Origin of the sequence: Streptococcus sp. Marseille-P7376, assembly GCF_902460385.1 — a bacterium.
Classification (GTDB): domain Bacteria; phylum Bacillota; class Bacilli; order Lactobacillales; family Streptococcaceae; genus Streptococcus; species Streptococcus sinensis.
In genome coordinates, this window is record NZ_CABPTS010000030.1 from 1 (window position 1) to 20,514 (window position 20,514).

The window sequence follows — 20,514 nt, forward strand, 5'->3', positions numbered from 1 at the left end:
GGCTTTCGGAACTTTGACAACTTTAGAACTAGAATTCTCATCACTTTGAATATCAAAAAGGAGAGAACAAATGTTGTCCTCTCCAGAGTATGACTTTTCGTTAACCCACTACAGTTGACAAAGAGCCTACAATTTCAATTCCGCATATTGCTTGCGGTAGCCAACTTGCAAGATCTGATTGTCTCGAACCAAGAGTGGGCGCTTAATCAGCATGCCGTCTGTAGACAAAAGTTCTGCTGCCTCTTCCGCAGAAAACTGAGACACCTTGTCCTTGAGCCCCAATTCTCGGTACTTAATACCACTGGTGTTAAAGAAAGACTTGATTTCCAAATCAGAATTGGTCATCCATTGCAAAAGCTCTTTCTGACTGGGCGTTTCCTTGACAATATCCACCGCTTCAAAGTCCAGCCCCAACTGAGTCAACTCAGCCTTGGCCTTACGGCAAGTAGAACATTTAGGATATTCAATAAATTGCAACATAGATTGCTCCTCTTCTTTTTGTTTCTTCTAGCTTAGAGGACTTTTGCGCTTCTGTCAAGCCGGACACCTTCATGCTCCAAAAGCCAAATTTTCTTATCGAGACCACCCGCATAACCTGTCAACTGCCCCTGACTTCCCAAAACTCGGTGGCAGGGGACTAGGATAGACAAGGGATTACGACCCACAGCCCCGCCCACAGCTTGGGCAGATTTGACCTTCAGCTCCTGAGCAAGCTGACCATAAGTCACCGTTTGACCATAGGGAATGGTCTGGAGATAGGCCCAAACTCGCTGCTGAAAGTCCGTCCCTTGGGCAGACAAGGGAAGGGCAGCTGGATCGGGCTGCTGACCGGAAAAATAGGCATCCAAAAAGTCGCTGGCCAAGTCCAAAAAAGGATGGTTGCCAAAAATAGGAACTTCTGACAGACCTCGCTCAAAATATTTCTGCCCTAAAAACCAAGTGCCGACAAGTCCAGACTCATCGGCAACTAAGGAAAGGTCTCCCAAGGGACTTTTGTAAATTTTCTTATAATAGGTCATTTCTTAATCAAGCGCACGCGCACGATATTGTCGCTATTCTCAAACTTGTCAACCAAGTCCTGAATCTTGCTTTCGTCCGACTCATCCAGATCCAGCAGAGTATAGGCATAGTCGCCTTTAGAACGGTTGATGATATTATCAATATTGATATTCAAATCACTGACTGCTGTTGAAATCCGAGCCACAATATTCGGCACATTTTTGTTAATCAAAGTAATTCGGTAAGGAGCTGAGAGCGCCTGACGGACATTAGGGAAATTCACCGAGTTGATAATCTCGCCCGTTTTCATGAAGCGACGAATAGTTTTGCCAGCCATGATGGCACAGTTGAGCTCGGCTTCTTCGGTCGAACCGCCCAGATGCGGAAAGACAGTAATCTGAGGATGGTTGAGCAATTCCTCCACGCCGAAGTCTGTGATATAGCGCTTGACTACACCAGCTTCTAAGGCATCAAAGAGGGCTGCATTGTCCACCAACTCACCCCGAGCGAAGTTGATAATTGTGGTACCTTTTTGCATGACTTCAAAAGCCGCTTGATTAAAGGTCGCACGAGTATCCTCAGTCAGGGGAACGTGGATAGTGATATAATCGCTCTTCTCAAAGATTTCCTTGATATCCGCTACCCGCTTGACATGGCTAGAGATATTCCAAGCCGTTTCAATGGATACATAAGGGTCATAGCCCAGGACATTCATTCCCAGACGGTAGGCATCATTGGCAATGCGCCCACCAATAGCACCCAGACCGATGACACCCAGAGTTTTATTGGCAATTTCGGTACCCGCAAACTGCTTTTTGCCAGCCTCCACTTGCTTAGGAACATCGTCTCCGGAGAGACCATTGACCCAGCTGTTTGCTGCAATATAATCACGAGCAGACAGGAGGACGGAAGCCAAGACAGCTTCTTTCACCGCATTGGCATTGGCTCCAGGTGTGTTGAAAACCACGATTCCCTGAGCTGTTGCTTGGGCAACAGGAATATTATTGGTTCCTGCACCTGCCCGCGCAATGGCTTTTAGATTACTTGGAAAATCCTGTCCATGCAAGTTTTGACTGCGCAGGATATAAGCATCTGGATTGTCAGACTTGTCTCCATCAATCTGAAAAGCGTTACCCAGCTCCTTGAGTCCAATTTGATTGATATTGTTAAATGTTTTGACACTAAAGACCATAGTTTCCCTCTCTTAAGAATTTTCTTCTTCAAATTTCTGCATAAAGGCGATCAAGTCCTTGACTCCTTGGAGCGGAAAGGCATTGTAAAGACTGGCTCTCATGCCGCCCACGCTGCGGTGCCCCTTGATATTCTTGAATCCCTCTGCTGCGGCCTCCTTGTTAAACTTGGCATCCAGCTCTGGACTTGGAGATACGAAAGGAATATTGGCTACTGAGCGTTGCTCCTTGTAACGGACTGGACTGCGATAAAAGTCTGACTGCTCAATGAATTCGTATAGCAGACCTGATTTTTCGCGATTGCGCTTTTCCATTTTTGCTACGCCCCCCAGCTCCTTGACCCATTCAAAGACCAGCTTGGCAATATAGATGGCAAAGGTCGGCGGTGTATTGTAGAGAGAACCATTGTCCGCCTGAATGCGGTAGTCCAGCATACTAGACAGAATGGGCTCATCATTGAGCAGATCCTCACGAATGATGACCACCGTTACACCAGCAGGTCCAATATTCTTCTGAGCCCCAGCATAAATCAACCCGAAATCCTCTACTCGGTACTGAGCAGCTAGGATATTAGAAGACATGTCCGCCACAATCGGCACGCCATTGGTCGCCGGCAGGTCGTAGATAGCCGTTCCTTCGATAGTATTATTGGTTGTCAGATGCACATAAGCCGCTTTAGGATCGATGTCCGCTGGATCAAAAACTGGAATTTCCGCATAAGTCGAATCCTCAGATGAAGCCAAGAGAATGGGCTCAAAAGGCAGGGTCTTAGCCAGCTTGACAGCCTCTGTGTAGGCCTTCTTGCCCCAAGAACCAGCCACTAAATAGTAAACCTTCCCCCCCTTGGCGAGATTGAGCGGAATCATAGAAAACTGAGTAGAGGCCCCTCCCTGCAGGAAGAGTACGCGGTAATTATCCGGAATAGCCATGAGCTCACGCAGCAAGCTCTCCGCTTCTTTGATAATGTCATCAAACTCCTTGGATCGGTGGGATAGCTCCATCACGCTCATGCCGCTACCCGCATAGTCTAAGAACTCAGATTGGGCCTTTTTCAGCACTTCTTTAGGCAATACTGCTGGTCCAGCAGAGAAATTGTAAATGGTCATATCCTACCTCCAAAAATGTATTTTGTCTATCATATCACAATATTCAGAAAATTTCTATAACACTTCCAAAAAAATTCCTACTTGAGGAGAATTTCCGAACAAAAGGAGGATTTTTAGCAAAAAAAACTAGCCGGATAGGACTAGTTTCTGTCTTCTTCATGATAAAGGGCATAGAGCTGACTCTTATTGCGCCCGTATTTTTTGGCCACTTCCTTGATAGCCTGATTTTTCTTGCTACCGGATTGGACCAAGCTGTCAATTTCAGCCAATAGCTCCGCATCCGCTTTGTCTTCCTTCTCCAAGCTTGCACCAGCCACAATCAGGAGGCACTCGCCCTTGAGTGCATTCTCTGACAGATAGTCTATCAACTCAGAAATACTTCCTCTTTGGTATTCTTCATAGATTTTGGTTAATTCCCGAACCAAGACCACTGAGCGGTCGCCATAGACTTCCAGCATATTTTCCAGCGTAGCCTTGACCCTGTGGGGAGATTCGTAAAAGATCTGTGTCTCTGGATAAGACTTTTTACTCTGGAAAAACTCCTTCTGCTGGCCAGCCTTGCGAGGCAAGAAACCATAAAAAATATGAGGCTGGGGCGCTAAACCACTGGCAATCAGAGCTGAAATCCCTGCACTTGGCCCAGGAACCGTCACCACAGCAATGTCCTCAGCAATAGCCACCTTAACCAAATCATGTCCTGGATCTGAAATACTGGGCAAGCCAGCATCCGATACCTGAGCCAGATTTTGCCCAGACTTGAGCAAGTCCAACAAGACCGGTATCTTTTCCTGAGCATTGTGCTCATGAAAGCTGATCTGCCAAGTCTCAATTCCAAAGTGTTTGAGCAGAAGACCGGTATTTCTGGTGTCTTCGGCCGCAATAACATCCACTTCCTTGAGAGTATTGACCATGCGAACGCTCATGTCATCCATATTCCCAATGGGAGTCGCCACCAAATACAGCTTACCGTAAGGCGACTGTCCCTTAAAACTCTTTTGAATCTGCATTTCTACTCCCTGAATAACAACTCGTCGCAGAACATGCACTCCGCATCGTTTTCTCGGCGCTGACCATAAAAATCCGTACATACATGAAAACCATCGTAATAAAGTTTGCGGAGATTATCCCGATTTTTATTGCTCTTGACTGGTGTCGCTTGCTCTACTTCACCAAGACGGTCTCTCAACTTGTCATTTTCCAGTTGGAGAGCGATATTTTCTTCTACGACACTCTTGAGATTCTTCTTAATTGCCTCCACTTCAGCAAGAGTCAGCAAAAGCGTCTGAGAAAAATCATCCAAAGCATCAAATAATTCTTTTTTATTCATTGTCTGCTCCTATCCTGCTTAAGCACCATCTTTTAAAACCATATATTCCAGAGCGTTTTGGAAGGATACATTAGCCCGCCACATTTTTTTGGCTTGCAGTAAGTCTTCCAGTTTGCTGCGACCTGACTCGCTTCCAATTTCCTTGGCAAGCAAAACTTCCAATATTTTCAATATCTGCTCCTGCTTGTCCTTGTCCTCAGCCAATTTAGCCAGCTTAGCCACCTGTAGGTAAGCCAGATTCTCATTGGTCAGCACAGCCTTGACAAAGCGCTGACTCTCACTGACTAAATCAAAGAAAAGCTTATTAGAGATAAGCTGCTCGGCTTCTTCCTGAGTCTGGCTATAAGCAGCCAAGAGTTCAGCCTGACTTTTGATTAAGCCAGCCTCTTCCAGCTGGTGCTGGAGGGCAGCCTGATTCTTCCGAAAGTGAAAAATCTGAGTTCGACTCTTGATGGTAGGCAGGATCAGATGCTCATCCGCTGTCAGGAGAAGAATGTAAATCTCACTCTGGGGTTCTTCAATCACTTTGAGAAGGGAATTGGCGGCATTAAGGTGCATTTTATCCGCATCGCAGATGATAAAGACCTGCCTGTTCCCTTCCACTCCACTCTGGGAAAAATTTCTCACCAGCTCACGAATTCGCTCCGTTTTGATAATGCCATTCACCGGCCTCACAACTGTCACATCCGAAAAATCCTCAGCTTCAATCAGCCGACAGGAGCGACAGCTACCACAAGGCCAGACCCCCTGCCTATTCTCACAAAAGAGACTCTGGGACAGGGTCAAGGCCATCGCAAAGCTGGAAAAATTCCCCGAAAACAAATAGGCATGGTTGAGTCGTCCAGTTTCCAAAATATGCTGAAAAATCTCTGTAAGCTTGGGCTGGGCTTGGCGTAAATCTTCTACTGTCATTTCTCCTCTGCAAAACGTTCTCTGATAGCCTCCAGACTATCAGCCACCACCTGATCCAGCGACTGACTGGCATCTATCTTAATGACACGTTCTGGTTCCTTTTCTAAAATAGTAAGATAGCCTTGACGCACGCGCTCATGCAGATCCAGACCTTCTAGGTCCAAACGATTGACCTCGCGATCCTTATTTCTAGCAATGCGTGCTAGCCCCTCCTTGACATCAATATCGAAATAAAGTGTCAAATCTGGCTTGAGTCCATCTGTAGCAAATCGGTTGAGCCATTCCACCTCTTCAACTGCCAAGCCCCGTCCATAGCCCTGATAGGCTACCGAGCTGTCAATAAAACGATCCTGCAGGACCCAGATCCCTTTCTCCAAAGCAGGCAGAACCTTCTCTGCCAGATGCTGGCGCCGGCTGGCAATATAAAGCAGCAACTCCGTTTTCGCATCCATGGCCGTATGCCCCCTATCCAAGATCACATCGCGAATCTTTTCAGAAATGGCCACACCACCAGGCTCTCTGGTCGTCACTATCTGACACCCCATCTCTTTCAGCTGAGGAATCAGCGCCTCTAAAACACTGGTCTTCCCAGCACCTTCTGGACCTTCCAGCGATATAAAAATACCTTTTTTCATCGTTTCCCTTTTACATCTCTTCTGCTAACTAACGGCAGAAACTTTATTATAATCTATCTTTTATTGTACCAAAAATTATCTCAAAAGCCCATAGAAGAATTTTTCGAAAAATATTTCATATTATTTTCATAAAATGAAAACTTTTGATAAAATAGAGTCAGAAAATTCTTAGGAGAATATGATGTTTAAATTCAAAAATATACTGGCCATCATTCTGGGGGCTGGAATTTTTTCTTTTGCGATTCATTATTTGGTCATTCCTTTTCATTTGTATGAGGGCGGAGCAACGGGTCTGACCTTGATTACCTACTATCTGTTTAAAATACCCGTCTCGACCACTAATCTGATTATCAATATTCCGCTCTTTATTATTGCTTGGAAACTACTGGGCTCTCGAACTCTCTATCTCAGCATTCTAGGTACTTTTTCTGTGTCCGCTTGGCTCAAGATTTTTGAAATCCTACCAGCCTCCAAGCATCTACAAGAGTACTTCTTTTCAGCTCTGGATGGCGATGTCTTGCTGGCCTGCTTGGGAACAGGGATTGTGATGGGAATTGGGCTGGGCACTATCTTCAATGCAGGTGGAACCACTGGCGGCACCGATATTGTAGCCCGCATTTTCAATAAATATACCAGTATTTCCATGGGCCGACTTATGCTGACTGTTGACTTTGTGGTGATTTCCTTGGTTCTTCTGGTCTTTAAAGATCTGCGCATGGTGTCTTATACCCTGATGTTTGTCTTCATCACTTCCCGCGTCATTGACCTGATTGCAGAAGGCGGCTTTGCGGGTAAAGGCTTCCTCATCGTTACCAGCAAGCCAACCGAGCTAGCCGAAGCTATCAATGAAAAGCTGAATCGCGGGGTAACATATCTGAAGGGACAAGGTTTTTATAGCCAGCAGGATCTACAAATCGTTTACTGTGTCGTCTCTCGTAATGAAATGCAGCAGATGAAGAAAATCATCAATAGCGTAGATCCATTTGCCTTCACGACCATCAATGAAGCCCATGAAATATTAGGAGAAGGATTTACCCTAGATGCTAACAAGCAACCTATCGTACGATAAAGAAAAACCTCTATATTGAGGTTTTTCTTTTGTTCTTATAAAACTTTAGCACTAGTGCGAGTAATTTCTGCCACTTCAATTCCGTGCTCTTCAAACTTAGCTTTTAAAGCAGTCATATCAAGGTTTCCATCAATCTGTACTTCAATCACAATTTTTCCATCTTTTCTTGGGATATTGACTGTATTAGAAATATTCAGATTTTCTTCGACAATCAATGTGACGATTTTAGCCAGCACACCGACCTTGTCTTCCGTGACAAAGCGCATGCGGACGCCCTCTTCTCCGTAGCCAGAAACCTCAAGGAAGGCCTTAAAAATATCACGATCTGTGATCACGCCGTAGACCTGTTCATTGTCAACAACCGGTAAAATCCCAATTTTATTTTTCAGCATCAAATAGGTCGCATCTTCCAGACTGGCATATTTGGAAACAGTAACTACATCGTGAATCATCACATCTTTTACCTTAGTTTTATTCAGAAGATAATTCATTTCATAGATGGATAAGCTTGTCGCCTTCGATGGACTTGCTTCTGCAATCGTTCCTTCTGTCACAAGACCTACCAGCTTGTCATTTTCAATAACGGGCAGACGGTGCAGTTTTTGGTCGCGCATAATATCCGCTGCATGCGCAATCGTTGTGTCTGGACTAATGTATACGACCTTGCGTGTCATAAAATCTTTTACTGCCATGAGAAGCCTCCTCAGCATTTTCTTATCTTATTTTGATTTTATTATACTGTATTTTCTCAATGATTTCAAACGCTTTCAATATCCTTGCTTAAATTTTCAAAATTTAGAAAAATCATTCAAGAATTTAGTTGAAGATGAACATAATCTTTCTAACATAGTCATAACCACCCGTGAAAACGGGTGGCTTGTACATCAACTATAAACCGTTTCCCCCCAGCGATGTCTAAAGATATTCGCTAAACTTCGTTCAGGATAGTGCTATGATTACTTAAATAATAGCCGTGACAATGAGATTTTACTCTGTTCTAGAACCACCATCTGAGAACGGACACTCATACTCTCTGACGATCAACTCATCAAGAGAAATGTCATTTTTTCTCCTGTTCGCGAATATATCTTGCAACTGTCTTTTCGTTTAGGCCAACGGTACTCCCATAATATTCTCTCGCCCAAAACTTTCGATAGCATTACACTTTTGCAATCAAACCTCTTACATGTAAAAAATCATACAGGAAATATGTTTTTAGCTTTATGAAAGCAATTATAAATTCTTTAATTAAAATCAACTAAAAAGTTTTTCGGTAATTAAAAATAGGTAACTTCAATATAAACTCTACTTTCAGGATTTTCAGTTATTACTAGCGGATGATGCTCCTCCAATAGAATTTCAGTAATAACGTTCGAATGTGGATGGCAATAAGGATTTTTACTACCTGCTGAAATAAAATAAAAGCTATTATTATCAACTAATTTACTATTGAAATTATAATGAGATCCATGATGTGGTATTTGAATACACCCAATCTTGTACCACAACTCGTCATATGCTACTTTTAGTTGATTAAACCTTTCATTTCCGGAAGCATCATAGTCTCCTAAATATAAGCATCCGCCTTCTTTTGCTCCTAATATATCTTTATAATATCTATGATGAAACCGAAAATAGCTATCATCATCTATATATAACTTACTAAAAAACCTATAATGATTTCGAAAACCTTCATAGTAGTTTTGAAACCAGCTTTCAAAGAATGGAGACATAGTTTCTGCTTCAACCCCTTTTTCTACACCCGAAAAAAGGGTCATAGAATTTGTATTAAATGAACCTGGAACTCTTCTGTATGCTTCTTTTATCTTTTTTCTATTACTCTCAGACTCTCTCCAAAGTTTATCTAAGTCACTCAAAGACACAGGCTCTCCAAAAGCTTCTTCTAGTGAATCTTTCAGTTTTTTTATTCTTTCTTCTTGTTTAAAATTAAAAGGTATATATAACCAGTATCGTGTCGTAAACAAATTATTAATTTCACCCCAAACATTTTCACCTGATTTTATTTGGTTTCTATTAGAAACTGGCTCTAAGCTCTCTCTCTTCTGTCACGTCTGGAAATTCGGCTACTCCTATTAATCTTGGTCTCTCCTTTTCATTTAATTTCAAATTACCTATTGCTTCATAAGGATTTTCAAGAAAGTCCCAAGCAAAACCTCGTATCCCTTTTACTTCCATCCACATTTTTAACAAGTACTTATTTTCAGAAGAAATTAATGGAAAAAATATATTTTCAATATCACAATGTTTCAATAAAAACGGTACCCCATTAATATGATCTTCATCTAAATGCGAAATAAACAATGCATGAATTTTCTCTCCTTTTTCAAAAATATTTTTTACTTCTCTTTTTACGTAATTAACATCTGTAGATGAACCACAATCATATACGACATTTATTTTTTTCCTGCCAAACTCAAAATGTTCACTGTAAAAAGCACCTTGTCCAACCGGATGAAATATTCTAATCATTTTCATCTTAATTTTCTCCCTAATCCCCTTCTAAAGAAATATAAAAACAGATTTACTATTAAATATTTTATCATTATTTTGTTCAAACTTACAACAGTAAATCATAAAAATTCAAATTTGATTATATATATAAAAATAAGCAAAGTGCCATTCTCATTTTTATTAAGTTTATTAGAAAAGCAGGATTTTCTAAAGAAAGAACTTAAGGGAGAGCATGTGACAATTGAGCATCTCTACCATTCTTATCAGAAACTCGTTGGGAAAGCTACGACATGTGAGAGCTTATATTATCTTCTAGCTCGTCACGGCTGGCGTAAGGTTACTCCATGTCCAGAACATTCAAAGAAAGCAGACGCACAAACCATTGTTGCGTCTAAAAATAAAATCTACTTTCAGGAAGACAAGAAAGCGTTTCAAACTCAGTCACCTTTTTAAGAAAGTCCGTATGATGTAACAAGATGAAGCTAGTTTTTGGGGGATCAATAAGCTTGTAAAATGTTGGACACTGGAGGAGATTCGTCCGTTGGCTCCGAGTCACTTCACTATGTTCGTGAATTTAGGAAGTGATATTCACTTGCTTGAGGGCAGCCCCAAACAGAGGGAATATTGCAAGAAAAATGTGCTGCAATTTCCCTTAAAAAGGAGTCGGGATGGGATCCTACGAATGCTTTTAGTTCATCTAAGGAGATTTTCCTGCTTTTAGCCACCCGTTTTTTTACTCTAAGTACCCCGGCTCACGTCGCTGTTTTTCCTAGGTATATAAAGTATTCGTGCTGATACTAAATAAAAATCATACAAGTCGAAACCAGCAATGTATGATTCTGATTTTCGAAGAGTAGAATTATCAATTTATCTGAATTACACATCATAATAAAAAGACAGTTTACTACAAACTGCCTTTTTATTACTTAAAACTCTATGTCAGCTTCCAAGCCAAAGTGATCACTAACGACTGGTCCACGTTGGCCATCAAAGACAACAGCTGATTTCTCAATGTTAAAATCTTTACTTGTAAAAATATAATCAATTTTTAGAGCATCTTTGTTTCCTGCCCAGCCAGCAATATCACCTTCAACTGTTGCTTTACCAACGACTGTGTTAGCAACTGCATGACTATCTTGCAAAGCAAGCGGACTTTTTAGAATGTGCTGATAGCCTTCATAACCGACAGGATTGTTAAAATCTCCCATGAGAACCAGCGGAGTCTGAACTTGCAAAAGCTCTGATTCAAATTTAGCCCATTCTCCTTGGAAACCTTTATCCCACCAAGATAAGTGACAGGAAGCGACCGTGATGGACTGTCCTTCAAGCTCCGTTTCTGCCAGCAAGACTTTGCGCGTATGATAGTCAGTTGGATCATTGACATCAGACACCAAGAGCTCTCTTGCCGTTAAGGGCTTTCTTGACAGAATTGCGACCCCTTCATTGTAAATATCAAACCCAATATGATTATAAGCCCAAGACCAGTAATAGTCCAGACCTGCCTCAGCTAGTTTCTCAACCAGACGCAAGGCATAGTGGTCCTGGTGAATCGGAATAGCGCCATCTACCGCATAATAGAAGGGAGCCTGAACAACCTGTTCAGACTCCACTAATTGATTGACTTCCTGCAGGCAAATGACATCATATTTTTCTTGGAGAATACGCTCAGCTAGCTGATTTAGCTTGCTTTCTTGCTCTTCTTCCATCCAACTATGAGTATTTAAAGTCAGGAATTTTGCCATGATTTCTCTTTTCTATCTTACAATTCTACTTTAGCCACAACTGTCTTAGCAGCGACTTTGCCGAATTTTTCAACTACAACTGATTTGATTGCTGGAGCATTTGTGAAGACAACGACAGTTGATGTTTCACGACCTGCTTCTTTAATAGCTGCCAAATCTGCTGTTACCAAAAGATCACCTGCAGCAACTGTTTGTCCTTCTGCTACATGTACTTCAAATGGTTTGCCTTCAAGGCTAACAGTATCAAGACCGATATGAACAAGCACTTCAAGACCAGCTTCAGTCAAGAGACCAAGAGCGTGTTTTGTAGGGAAGACGCTTGTCACTTTACCAGCCACTGGAGAGTAGATTTTGCCATTTGCTGGTTCAACTGCAAATCCATCACCCATCATTTTTTGTGAGAAAACTGGATCTTTCACATCTTCCAACTTGATAACTTCACCTTCAGCAACTGTTTCGATTGCTTCTGTCACACCTTTATAGCTAACTGCTGCAGCTGCAGACTCAGCTTTTTGACTTGGCAAAGTTTCAGGAATCACTTCTCCTGAATCCAACAAGTCTTGAATATCAGATTTAAGAACATCAGCTTTTGGTCCGTAGATTGCTTGGACGCCTTGACCTTTCATAACCAAGCCCATAGCGCCTTCAGCTTTCCACTGTTCTTCTGTTCCGACTTTTTCTGCATCTTTGACAGTCACACGCAGACGAGTCATACATGCGTCTACATCAACGATATTAGCACGACCACCCAGCAAGTTAATGATGTTCACTACTTGAGAAGATGCTGCTACTTTTTCACCGCCTTGAGCTGAAGAACCAGCGTCTGAACCTTCAGCTGTTTCATAGTTACCATTACGTCCTGGAGTTGCGTAGTTGAACTTCTTGATCATGAAGTTAGCGATGAAGTACATAATTACAGCAAAGAGGACACTTACCCAAATAAAGTTAATAATATCCATACCCAAGCCAGCGTTGATCGCCATTGGAGTACGAGTCAAGAATTCGATAGAACCGAATGAGTGTACACGAAGGTTTACAATGTCAGCCATAGCAAAGGCAGCACCTTGTACAAATGAGTAAATCAAGTAAAGTGGAGTTGCCACGAACATGAACATGTACTCGATTGGCTCAGTAACACCTGTCAAGAAGGTTGCCAAAGCAGTAGCGATCATCATCCCTTTGTATTGGTGTTTCTTATCAGCATCAACATTGCGGTAAATAGCTGCTACTACCCCCATAAGGATACCAAATGAACCAATCATCTGTCCAACTTTGAAACGAGCTGGATGAACAGTATCAAGTAAGTGCTGGTAAGTAGACGGATTAGCTGTTTTTGTACCAACCAAGTCATTTACCCAAGCCAACCAAAGTGGATCTTGTCCAAATACTTGAGTTCCTTTAGCAGCACCAGTCAGTACTTCATAAGTTCCCCCAAGCTGTGTGTAGTTCATTGGGATAGTCAGCATGTGGTGCAAACCAAATGGAAGCAAGAGACGTTCCAAAGTACCGTACAAGAACGGTGCCAAGATTGGAGCTGTATCTTGTGAATTCGCAATCCAAATACCAAAGTTGTTGATACCTGTTTGAACAACTGGCCATACAAATGACAAAACAATTGCTACGATTGCTGAGCGCAAAATAACAACGAACGGTACAAAACGCTTACCATTGAAGAATGACAAAGCATCTGGCAATTTACGGAAGTTGTAGTATTTGTTGTAAGCTGTTGCTCCAACAAAACCAGCGATGATTCCGACGAAAACCCCCATGTTCAAAGCAGGAGACTCAAGGACACTGATAAAGTAGTCAGAAACCTTAATGCTTCCTCCCAACAAAGTGCTAACCATTGCTTCTGGATCTTTCAGCATATCACCTGATACACCAAACATAACCCCAGTGATACGGTTAATCAAAATGAAGGATAGACCTGCCGCAAAGGCACCACCAGCACGATCTTTCGCCCAGCTACCGCCAATAGCAAGAGCAAAGAGGATATGCAGGTTACCGATAACCCCCCAACCAATTTGTTCTAAAACGCCACCAGTAGTCACTAGAAAACCTAGTTCAGGATTGATCATCGGAATTGACTTACCAATACTGATCATCAAACCTGCTGCGGGCATAACCGCAACAACCACCATCAAAGCTTTACCGAATTTTTGCCAAAATTCAAAGCTAAAAATGCTTTTGAATGAATCTTTCATCATCCAGACCTCCTTATATTTTTACAAACCATTTCTTAGTGAAATCGTTTGCATTCAACGATACTATTATATCATTTTTTTAAATTTTGTAAAGGCTTTTATAAAAAATATTTGTCAATTTTTTGCAAAAAATTGAAATTTTAGAAGAAAAAGCAGAGAAAAGCTAGCTATTCTTAGAGAAAACGATTGCATTGAAGTTAGGTGATTATCTCTGAATTTATTATATTGAATTTTTCCTTCCATAGCGAAAACTTCCTTATAAACACAAACAACACTCCCAAAAATCAGACACTAAAAATCTAGATTTGGGAGTGCAGTTTAATTGCTATTAAAAATAAGTATCTTCAGTTATTCCTGCATGGCATAACCTACACCTCGAACGGTTTTTATGTAGCTGGCTTGCTCAGGAATATCAATTTTGCTGCGCAGATAACGAATATAGACATCAACGACATTTGTTTCAGTAGCACCTTCATACTTCCAGACACGTTCCAAAAGTTGCTCTCGGCTCATGACCTTTTGGTTGCTCATCAGCGTCACTAGTAGATCATATTCCCGTCGTGTTAAGGCAATCACTTCCTCTCCACGATAGACGATATGGTTTTTCAAATCAACTCGCAAGTTACGGTAAGCAGTCGGTGTTTTCAGCTTGCTACAATGCTGGTCAATAAAGTCTCGACCTCGAAAAATCCCTGATACCCTTTCAACCAAATCATTGATAATAAAGGGTTTTATGGTATAGGACACAGCAAAGCGCTGAATCTCAGCTGCATGTTCTTTGATTTCTTCACGACTGGCAAGGACAATGATAACAGAAGCTGGCTTGATTAAGCTCAGCTGTTCGGCAAAATCACTGGCAGTCATATCCTGAAGAGCATAGTTGAGCAAGAGCAGATCATAATCTGCTTCTCTAGCTAAAGCTAGGCCTTCTTTACCCGTTTCAGCCATGTCTACAAGAAAACTTTCCTTTTGCAGTTCCAAAGTCACAAATCGTGCAAGATTCTTTTCATTTTCTACTAATAAAATTCGCTTTGCCATAGGCCTATCCTATTTTTCATCATACCAAGAATAGTGGTAAGTTCCTTCTTTGTCTTTGCGGTTATATGTATGAGCACCAAAGTAGTCGCGCTGAGCCTGAATCAGGTTAGCAGGCAGATTTTCTGCTCGGTAGCTGTCAAAGTAAGCGATAGCGCTAGAGAATGTTGGTACCGGTACGCCTGCTTGTACTGCTAAGCTAACCACATCACGGACGGCTTGTTGGTATTTAGCTGTAATGTCCATGAAGTATTCGTCCAAGAGCAAGTTAGCCAAGTCTGCATCGCGCTTGTAAGCATCTGTAATCTTTTGCAGGAAACGAGCACGGATGATACAACCAGCACGCCAGATAGAAGCAATTTCACCAAACGGCAGATCCCAGTTGTTTTCTTTAGATGCTACACGCAATTGGGCAAACCCTTGGGCATAAGACATGATTTTTGAGAAGTACAGAGCCTGACGGATTTTCTCAATCAACTCAGCCTTGTCACCATCGTAGCTAAAGGCTGCAGGTTTTGGCAATACCTTGCTAGCGGCCACGCGCTCATCTTTGTAGGTAGAGATATAGCGGGCAAAAACAGATTCTGTAATCAATGGCAGTGGCACACCCAAATCCAAAGAAGACTGACTGGTCCATTTACCAGTTCCTTTGTTTCCTGCAGCATCAAGGATGTAGTCAACGATTGGGCCGTCTTGGCCTTCATCGTCCTTTCGTGTCAAGATATCTGCTGTAATCTCAATCAGGTAGCTATCTAGCTCGCCTTGGTTCCAGTCAGTGAAAATATCCGCCATTTCAGCTGCAGATAGCCCCAACAAGTGCTGCATGAGGTCATAACTTTCTGCGATGAGCTGCATATCTCCGTATTCAATCCCGTTATGGACCATTTTCACATAGTGACCTGCACCGTCAGGACCGATATAGGTCACACATGGTGCACCGTCTTCAGGTGCCTTAGCTGAGATTTCTTCTAGAACATCTGCGACTAACTCATAAGCTTCTTTCTGACCGCCCGGCATGATAGATGGACCTTCTAAGGCTCCTTTTTCACCACCAGAAACGCCTGTACCGATGAAATTGATGCCAGAGTTGGCCAACTCTTCATTCCGGCGAATCGTGTCTTTGTAGAAAGTGTTCCCACCGTCAATCAGGATATCGCCCTTGTCCAAGTGAGGCAACAAAGCCTGAATCGTCGCATCTGTACCAGGTCCTGCTTGAACCATCAGCATGATACGGCGTGGTTTTTCGATAGATTGAACGAAAGACTCCACATCATAGCTAGGTACGAAATTCTTCTCAGGATGACAAGCGATTACATCTTCCGTTTTGTTTGCTGAACGGTTATAAATCGCAACAGTATAGCCGCGGGATTCGATATTGAGAGCGAGGTTACGCCCCATCACAGCCATACCAACAACACCAAAGTTTGCTTTAGTCATTTTCTACTCCTCTTGACTTAGTTGTTTAATTTGTTATATTTTAACATTTTTACAAGGTAATGAAAAGTATTTAGCTGATAGAAATGCTTTTCTGGGGAAGGATACGCAAACAGCCAGAAGTTCCCACTTCCAGCTGTTTGCTTTATTTTAGTAAGATTCTGATTTATTTATCTTCGATCTCAATGACCGGTTGTTCATCTTGTTTAAGTTTGTTGACAGTCATATTGACGCCCAGTGCTCCTGCTAGGAGTTGGCGAATATCAAAGCCTGCCCCTTGAGAAACTTGATCAATACTCTGCATGATATCGCCGACCATCTTAGAAGCATTGCCATCCCCATACATGGTAATCTTGTCTACCTTGGTCAATGGCTCTGCTACAGCACGAGCAATTTCTGGCAGTTTATCGACAATCATTTCCGTAATCGCAGCTTCCTGCATCTTCTTCATAGCTTCAGCTTTTTTGTCCAAACCTTGCGCTTCCGCTTCTAGCTTAAGGCGAATGGCTTCCGCCTCGGCACGCCCTTTGGCCTCGATGGCTTCTGCTTCCTGCAACTGAGCGTATTTCTCAGCTTCGGCTTGAGCCTTGCGAGCTTCTGCTTCTTTCTGCGTTTCAAAAAGTTCTGCTTCAGCCTGACGCTGACGCTCAATCAGTTGAGCTTCCGCAGCCTGTTGACGGGCATATTTTTCAGCTTCGGCTTGCTTGCGGATATTGGCATCCAATTCCTGCTCACGAACTTTAACTTCCCGCTCCTTGACTTCCGCTTCTTTTTCTTGCTTCATGATGTTGGCTTCGGCAGCCACACGTTCCTGCTCACGACGTTGAATTTCTGCTTCGATACCTTGAGCCGCATCAGCCTTAGCCTGAGCAATGTCTGCTTCTTGTTTAAGAGCAGCTTGCTTGAGTTTCAGTTCATTTTGCTTTTGAGCAATTTCTAAGTCAGCAGCCACGCGCTTGTCGTTAGCCAACTTATCCTGCTCAGCCTCAACTTCCTTGCGCTCACGTTCGGCCTTAGCCTTGGCAATCAGGGCGTCTTTCTTGATCGTTTCGACATTCTCGATACCGAGATTATCAATCACACCACCTTCGTCAGAGAAAGACTGAACGGTAAAGGCAATGACTTCCAGACCCATCTTAGCCAAATCTGGCGCTACGTTATCCTGCACTTTAGAGGCAAATTCCTGACGGTCATTAACCATCTTGCGCAGTTCCATCTGACCGATTACCTCACGAAGATTTCCTTCTAGGACATCTTGAACAGAATTTGAAATATCCTCTGTATTCCAGTTGAGGAAGTTCTCAGCTGCCCGCTCGACCATTTCATCCGTAGTACCAATCTTCAGCTTAACAGCAGCATCTGCACGAACATTGATAAAGTCAAGTGTCGGTACAGACTCAGAAGTACGAACATCGGTAGAAAACTGCTCGATATCTAGATAAGAGCGTTGCTCTACAAAAGGAATCATGAAACCAGCCTTACCGCGCAAATGGCGCTGCTTACGCAGACCAGTAATAACGACTACTTCATTTGGCTTAGCATTGACATACCCCTTAGCCAAAAGAACAATAAGCACGATGGCAGCAATGATTGCAATAATCAACCACCCTGGGATAAATAATATATCCATAAAAACTTCCTTCCTTTTTCAGAACAATATATCATAATATCGTTCTAATATATTTTTAATCAGTATATCAAATAAGTAACGGATTTCAAAATATTTACTGTTCGTTCTTAATCTACAAAAACAGCTAATTTCATGCCTGTTTTCAGCTATGCCAAAATGCTAGCTCTCTTACATATTTTTACAAGCGCAAGTTAAACCAGACTCCTGTCTGGCCTACTCGTCAAATAAGCCCTGCAGCCCTGCAAAAGGACTATTCGCTTCCTTTTTCTCTTTTTGGCTTTGTTGATATTCCTCTTCTGTCATGACCTGCCAATCATTTCCTGTCGGCATCTCACTGCCTGCCTCTTCTTCTGGAGTCAAGATTTTTAGCGGAATATTGAGCAGAATATTGTCCGCCACACTCTCAGCCAGATCAATTCTATCTCCCTCAATAGGTAAAACCAGATCTTCCTCTAGCAAATCCTGCTGCGAGCTTCCATGCTGACCATCCGCAAAAATTTCATTGACCAGATAGGCTTCCTGCAAGTCAACTGGCTCCATGCTGCGGCTGGAAGCTAGGGTAATGGTATAAGACAGCTCATAATCAAGGAAGTAAAGCCCTTCTTCATACTGAGCCTTCCCTTTGGCCGTAACATTTTTTACGTCCAAAATCTCAGCGTTACGCTCTTGTAACTCCTGAGCCAAATCAAAATTCTGCTCAAACTTCAGACCATCAGGATTTTTCCGAATTTCTTGAATATTTAACATAAGTGCCTCGTTCTTTAAATTTTCTCTTTTATTATATCATGATTCCCCCTTGAAAACTAGGATTGATCAGTTTTTGTTATAATACTACTAATATTCGGAGGAAATGTTTATGGTAATGCTAGGAAAAATATTTAAAGAGTTCAGAGAAGCTAGGCACGTCTCCTTATCCCAAGCAGCCAAGCAAGTGTATTCCAAATCAATGCTCTCCCGATTTGAAAACGGGAAAAGCGACATAGCTACCTCAAAATTGCTAGCTATTTTAGAAAATATTATGAATTTGCCTTCAGTTTTCAGGCCAAAGGCGGGAAAAACGAGCAAAATCTGCTAGATTGCCAAAACAGCGCTGAACATTACCAGTTAGCCATTGAAAAACTCCTGAGAAAACAAATCTGTTAAAAATATCTAACTTTTATCTCCTTTTTTATTTTTATCTTATACTAGGCTCAGAAGGAAGCTGTAAGTCGCATTGGGATTCTTACCACTTAGCTTACTAAGTTTTACCACTTACTGAAACCCCCTTGAAGCATGATTATTGTCTGCTATAATCAAGATTGATAAAACAAAAAGGAGTCACTTATGAAATTATTTTTTAAAAATAGGGTTTATGCTGCCCTGAGCCTTTCTCGGATTTTTAACACACTGGGAGCCTCCATCTACAACATTGTTTTTGTAGTTTTTGCCTCCAGTATGCCTCAACCAAAATTTGCCGTAGCAACCGCCAATCTAATCATTCTCGTACCGACTCTCTTTACGATTTTTGTGGGAATACAGGCAGACAAAACTGTTCATAAATCTGCTTGGCTGATTCGTTTTGGCTATCTTCAAGCCTTGCTGTTCATCTTGGTGGCTTTCCTGACTAAGTCAATCAGCTATCTTGCTTTTTCTCTGGTTTGCCTGATGAATATCCTATCCGATGTAATCAGTGATTATCGCAGCGGTTTGCAAATGCCCATTCTAAAAAAGAATGTGGCAGAGGAAAATCTCATGGAAGCTTTCTCCTTCACCCAGATGATTACCTTTATCTGCAATCTAATCGGGCAGGCACTGGGTGTCTGGCTACTTGCTGCCAGCAATCAAAACTTCGCACTGGTCGCTCTCTTAAATGCTCTAGCCTTTCTCCTTTCTTCTTCCATTTTATATATCGTTCGCAATAGACTGACTCATGAAACGGTCCAATCTTCTCAGAGTCCCCTCCCCCTCAAGACCCAGCTTAAAGAACTGTATCAAAATTCTAAAATTATCTTTGAACAAGAAGGAGCCAGCAGTTTTTTAAAATTGCTCTCTCAAATCCTGATTCTCAATGCCTTGGGTGGCTCCGTCATGGCTCTCTACAATCTTGATCTACTGGATCATCCTGTTTTTGGCCTTTCTTTCAGCCAATCCCTGCTCATTTTTGAGACTGTTTTCATTCTGGGCGTTGTCTCTGCCGGATTGACACCTAAAGACTTTTTCAGCAAACTTTCCATCAATCATCTGGCTCTTGCCTCTACCTTGGCTATCTTAACTTTGGGTTTGATTAATCTTTTTCGTTTACCTGTATTTTTAGGCATGGTAGCTATTTTCTTTATGATGTATATAGCTGGAAAGGTCAATCCGAAAATCAATAGCCTGCTCCTTAGCAAGCTCTCATCAGATGTCCTCGCTCAAACTTCCAGCTTTCTCAGCCTGCTTTTTAGCTTCTCTGTCCCTCTCGGAACCATGCTCTTTACCAGCCTAGCCCTCTGGAATATAACTGGCGCCTGGCTGATTTTTAGCCTAATCGGCTTCTTTGCTCTACTATTGACCTTTGAAAAAAAGACCGAGAAGTAGAATGTACTGACCCCAAAAAGTTAGACAAAAAATATTAATGAAAGGATTTGGTTCTGTACTGAACAGGGCTGAGTCCTTTTCTACCATTTGTCAAGTATATCAAGGTATTTGATGAAAAATAGTTTGAGTTCCATATGTCAAACGAAGGAAATTGTCTTTTTTTGAGCTAAAGTTTAGTGTAAAAAGTGTACACAAAACCAACA

The 20,514-nt window shown here is 42.1% G+C and carries 21 protein-coding genes and 1 pseudogene; 4 read left to right on the forward strand and 18 right to left on the reverse strand.

Going from position 1 to position 20,514, the window contains the following annotated elements:
* Nucleotides 1-126 precede the first annotated feature (126 nt).
* From FZ952_RS10705 to tmk, 8 genes are all read right to left on the reverse strand, one after another.
* Complete coding sequence (locus tag FZ952_RS10705; RefSeq protein WP_148881653.1) at nucleotides 127-480, reverse strand: arsenate reductase family protein; 354 nt, start codon at nucleotides 478-480, stop codon at nucleotides 127-129.
* Between the two features lie 32 nt (nucleotides 481-512).
* A complete protein-coding gene (locus FZ952_RS10710) occupies nucleotides 513-1,019 on the reverse strand; it encodes a methylated-DNA--[protein]-cysteine S-methyltransferase (protein WP_148881654.1) in 507 nt (168 codons plus the stop codon).
* Complete coding sequence (locus tag FZ952_RS10715) at nucleotides 1,016-2,191, reverse strand: 3-phosphoglycerate dehydrogenase family protein (RefSeq protein WP_148881655.1); 1,176 nt, start codon at nucleotides 2,189-2,191, stop codon at nucleotides 1,016-1,018. Before FZ952_RS10715 ends, FZ952_RS10710 begins: the two co-directional genes overlap by 4 nt.
* 12 nt (nucleotides 2,192-2,203) lie before the next feature.
* Entirely contained in the window at nucleotides 2,204-3,295 is a 1,092-nt protein-coding gene (serC, locus tag FZ952_RS10720; RefSeq protein ID WP_148881656.1) for a 3-phosphoserine/phosphohydroxythreonine transaminase, read from the reverse strand.
* Between the two features lie 140 nt (nucleotides 3,296-3,435).
* Nucleotides 3,436-4,302: a 16S rRNA (cytidine(1402)-2'-O)-methyltransferase gene (gene rsmI, locus FZ952_RS10725; protein WP_148881657.1), complete on the reverse strand. Its 867-nt coding sequence runs from the start codon at nucleotides 4,300-4,302 to the stop codon at nucleotides 3,436-3,438.
* A gap of 2 nt (nucleotides 4,303-4,304) precedes the next feature.
* Nucleotides 4,305-4,622 carry a DNA replication initiation control protein YabA gene (gene yabA, locus FZ952_RS10730; protein ID WP_037615318.1) on the reverse strand — a complete coding sequence of 106 codons (318 nt, stop codon included), beginning with the start codon at nucleotides 4,620-4,622 and terminating at the stop codon, nucleotides 4,305-4,307.
* Between the two features lie 18 nt (nucleotides 4,623-4,640).
* Nucleotides 4,641-5,534 (reverse strand): DNA polymerase III subunit delta', encoded by an 894-nt coding sequence (locus FZ952_RS10735; protein WP_148881658.1) that lies wholly within the window; start codon nucleotides 5,532-5,534, stop codon nucleotides 4,641-4,643.
* Entirely contained in the window at nucleotides 5,531-6,169 is a 639-nt protein-coding gene (tmk, locus tag FZ952_RS10740; protein WP_148881659.1) for a dTMP kinase, read from the reverse strand. The genes FZ952_RS10735 and tmk overlap by 4 nt, the downstream gene beginning before the upstream one ends.
* 181 nt (nucleotides 6,170-6,350) lie before the next feature.
* On the opposite strand from tmk, the gene FZ952_RS10745 reads away from it, so the two are divergent.
* Nucleotides 6,351-7,238, forward strand: coding sequence for a YitT family protein (locus FZ952_RS10745; RefSeq protein WP_062200528.1), 888 nt, complete (start codon nucleotides 6,351-6,353; stop codon nucleotides 7,236-7,238).
* Nucleotides 7,239-7,273: 35 nt separating this feature from the next.
* Here the strand turns inward: FZ952_RS10745 and FZ952_RS10750 are convergent, their stop codons facing one another.
* The 4 genes and pseudogenes from FZ952_RS10750 to FZ952_RS10765 all read right to left on the reverse strand — a co-directional run bounded on the left by FZ952_RS10750 (nucleotide 7,274) and on the right by FZ952_RS10765 (nucleotide 9,734).
* Nucleotides 7,274-7,930, reverse strand: a complete 657-nt coding sequence (locus FZ952_RS10750; protein WP_062200525.1) for a CBS domain-containing protein — start codon at nucleotides 7,928-7,930, stop codon at nucleotides 7,274-7,276.
* Nucleotides 7,931-8,225: 295 nt separating this feature from the next.
* Nucleotides 8,226-8,391: pseudogene (locus FZ952_RS11860) on the reverse strand (IS200/IS605 family transposase); the annotation flags it as partial.
* Nucleotides 8,392-8,515: 124 nt separating this feature from the next.
* Nucleotides 8,516-9,223: a hypothetical protein gene (locus FZ952_RS10760; RefSeq protein ID WP_148881660.1), complete on the reverse strand. Its 708-nt coding sequence runs from the start codon at nucleotides 9,221-9,223 to the stop codon at nucleotides 8,516-8,518.
* A gap of 49 nt (nucleotides 9,224-9,272) precedes the next feature.
* On the reverse strand, nucleotides 9,273-9,734 hold the full coding sequence (locus FZ952_RS10765; protein WP_148881661.1) for an MBL fold metallo-hydrolase: 462 nt from the start codon (nucleotides 9,732-9,734) through the stop codon (nucleotides 9,273-9,275).
* Between FZ952_RS10765 and FZ952_RS10770 the strand changes: the two genes are divergently transcribed.
* Complete coding sequence (locus tag FZ952_RS10770) at nucleotides 9,711-10,163, forward strand: winged helix-turn-helix domain-containing protein (RefSeq protein ID WP_148881662.1); 453 nt, start codon at nucleotides 9,711-9,713, stop codon at nucleotides 10,161-10,163. The genes FZ952_RS10765 and FZ952_RS10770 overlap by 24 nt on opposite strands.
* A gap of 473 nt (nucleotides 10,164-10,636) precedes the next feature.
* Here FZ952_RS10770 and FZ952_RS10780 read toward each other — a convergent pair whose 3' ends face one another.
* The 6 genes from FZ952_RS10780 to FZ952_RS10805 all read right to left on the reverse strand — a co-directional run bounded on the left by FZ952_RS10780 (nucleotide 10,637) and on the right by FZ952_RS10805 (nucleotide 18,502).
* Nucleotides 10,637-11,452, reverse strand: a complete 816-nt coding sequence (locus tag FZ952_RS10780; protein ID WP_148881663.1) for an endonuclease/exonuclease/phosphatase family protein — start codon at nucleotides 11,450-11,452, stop codon at nucleotides 10,637-10,639.
* A gap of 17 nt (nucleotides 11,453-11,469) precedes the next feature.
* Nucleotides 11,470-13,659 carry a PTS transporter subunit IIBC gene (locus FZ952_RS10785; protein WP_148881664.1) on the reverse strand — a complete coding sequence of 730 codons (2,190 nt, stop codon included), beginning with the start codon at nucleotides 13,657-13,659 and terminating at the stop codon, nucleotides 11,470-11,472.
* A gap of 345 nt (nucleotides 13,660-14,004) precedes the next feature.
* On the reverse strand, nucleotides 14,005-14,694 hold the full coding sequence (locus tag FZ952_RS10790; protein WP_148881665.1) for a DNA-binding response regulator: 690 nt from the start codon (nucleotides 14,692-14,694) through the stop codon (nucleotides 14,005-14,007).
* Between the two features lie 9 nt (nucleotides 14,695-14,703).
* A complete protein-coding gene (gene gndA / locus FZ952_RS10795; protein ID WP_148881666.1) occupies nucleotides 14,704-16,128 on the reverse strand; it encodes an NADP-dependent phosphogluconate dehydrogenase in 1,425 nt (474 codons plus the stop codon).
* Nucleotides 16,129-16,291: 163 nt separating this feature from the next.
* Nucleotides 16,292-17,755 carry a flotillin family protein gene (locus FZ952_RS10800; protein WP_037615296.1) on the reverse strand — a complete coding sequence of 488 codons (1,464 nt, stop codon included), beginning with the start codon at nucleotides 17,753-17,755 and terminating at the stop codon, nucleotides 16,292-16,294.
* 213 nt (nucleotides 17,756-17,968) lie between these two features.
* Nucleotides 17,969-18,502: a DUF177 domain-containing protein gene (locus tag FZ952_RS10805; RefSeq protein WP_148881667.1), complete on the reverse strand. Its 534-nt coding sequence runs from the start codon at nucleotides 18,500-18,502 to the stop codon at nucleotides 17,969-17,971.
* 115 nt (nucleotides 18,503-18,617) lie between these two features.
* Between FZ952_RS10805 and FZ952_RS10810 the strand changes: the two genes are divergently transcribed.
* On the forward strand, nucleotides 18,618-18,830 hold the full coding sequence (locus FZ952_RS10810) for a helix-turn-helix domain-containing protein (RefSeq protein WP_225902071.1): 213 nt from the start codon (nucleotides 18,618-18,620) through the stop codon (nucleotides 18,828-18,830).
* Between the two features lie 248 nt (nucleotides 18,831-19,078).
* A complete protein-coding gene (locus FZ952_RS10815; protein WP_148881669.1) occupies nucleotides 19,079-20,311 on the forward strand; it encodes an MFS transporter in 1,233 nt (410 codons plus the stop codon).
* Nucleotides 20,312-20,514: the final 203 nt, after the last annotated feature.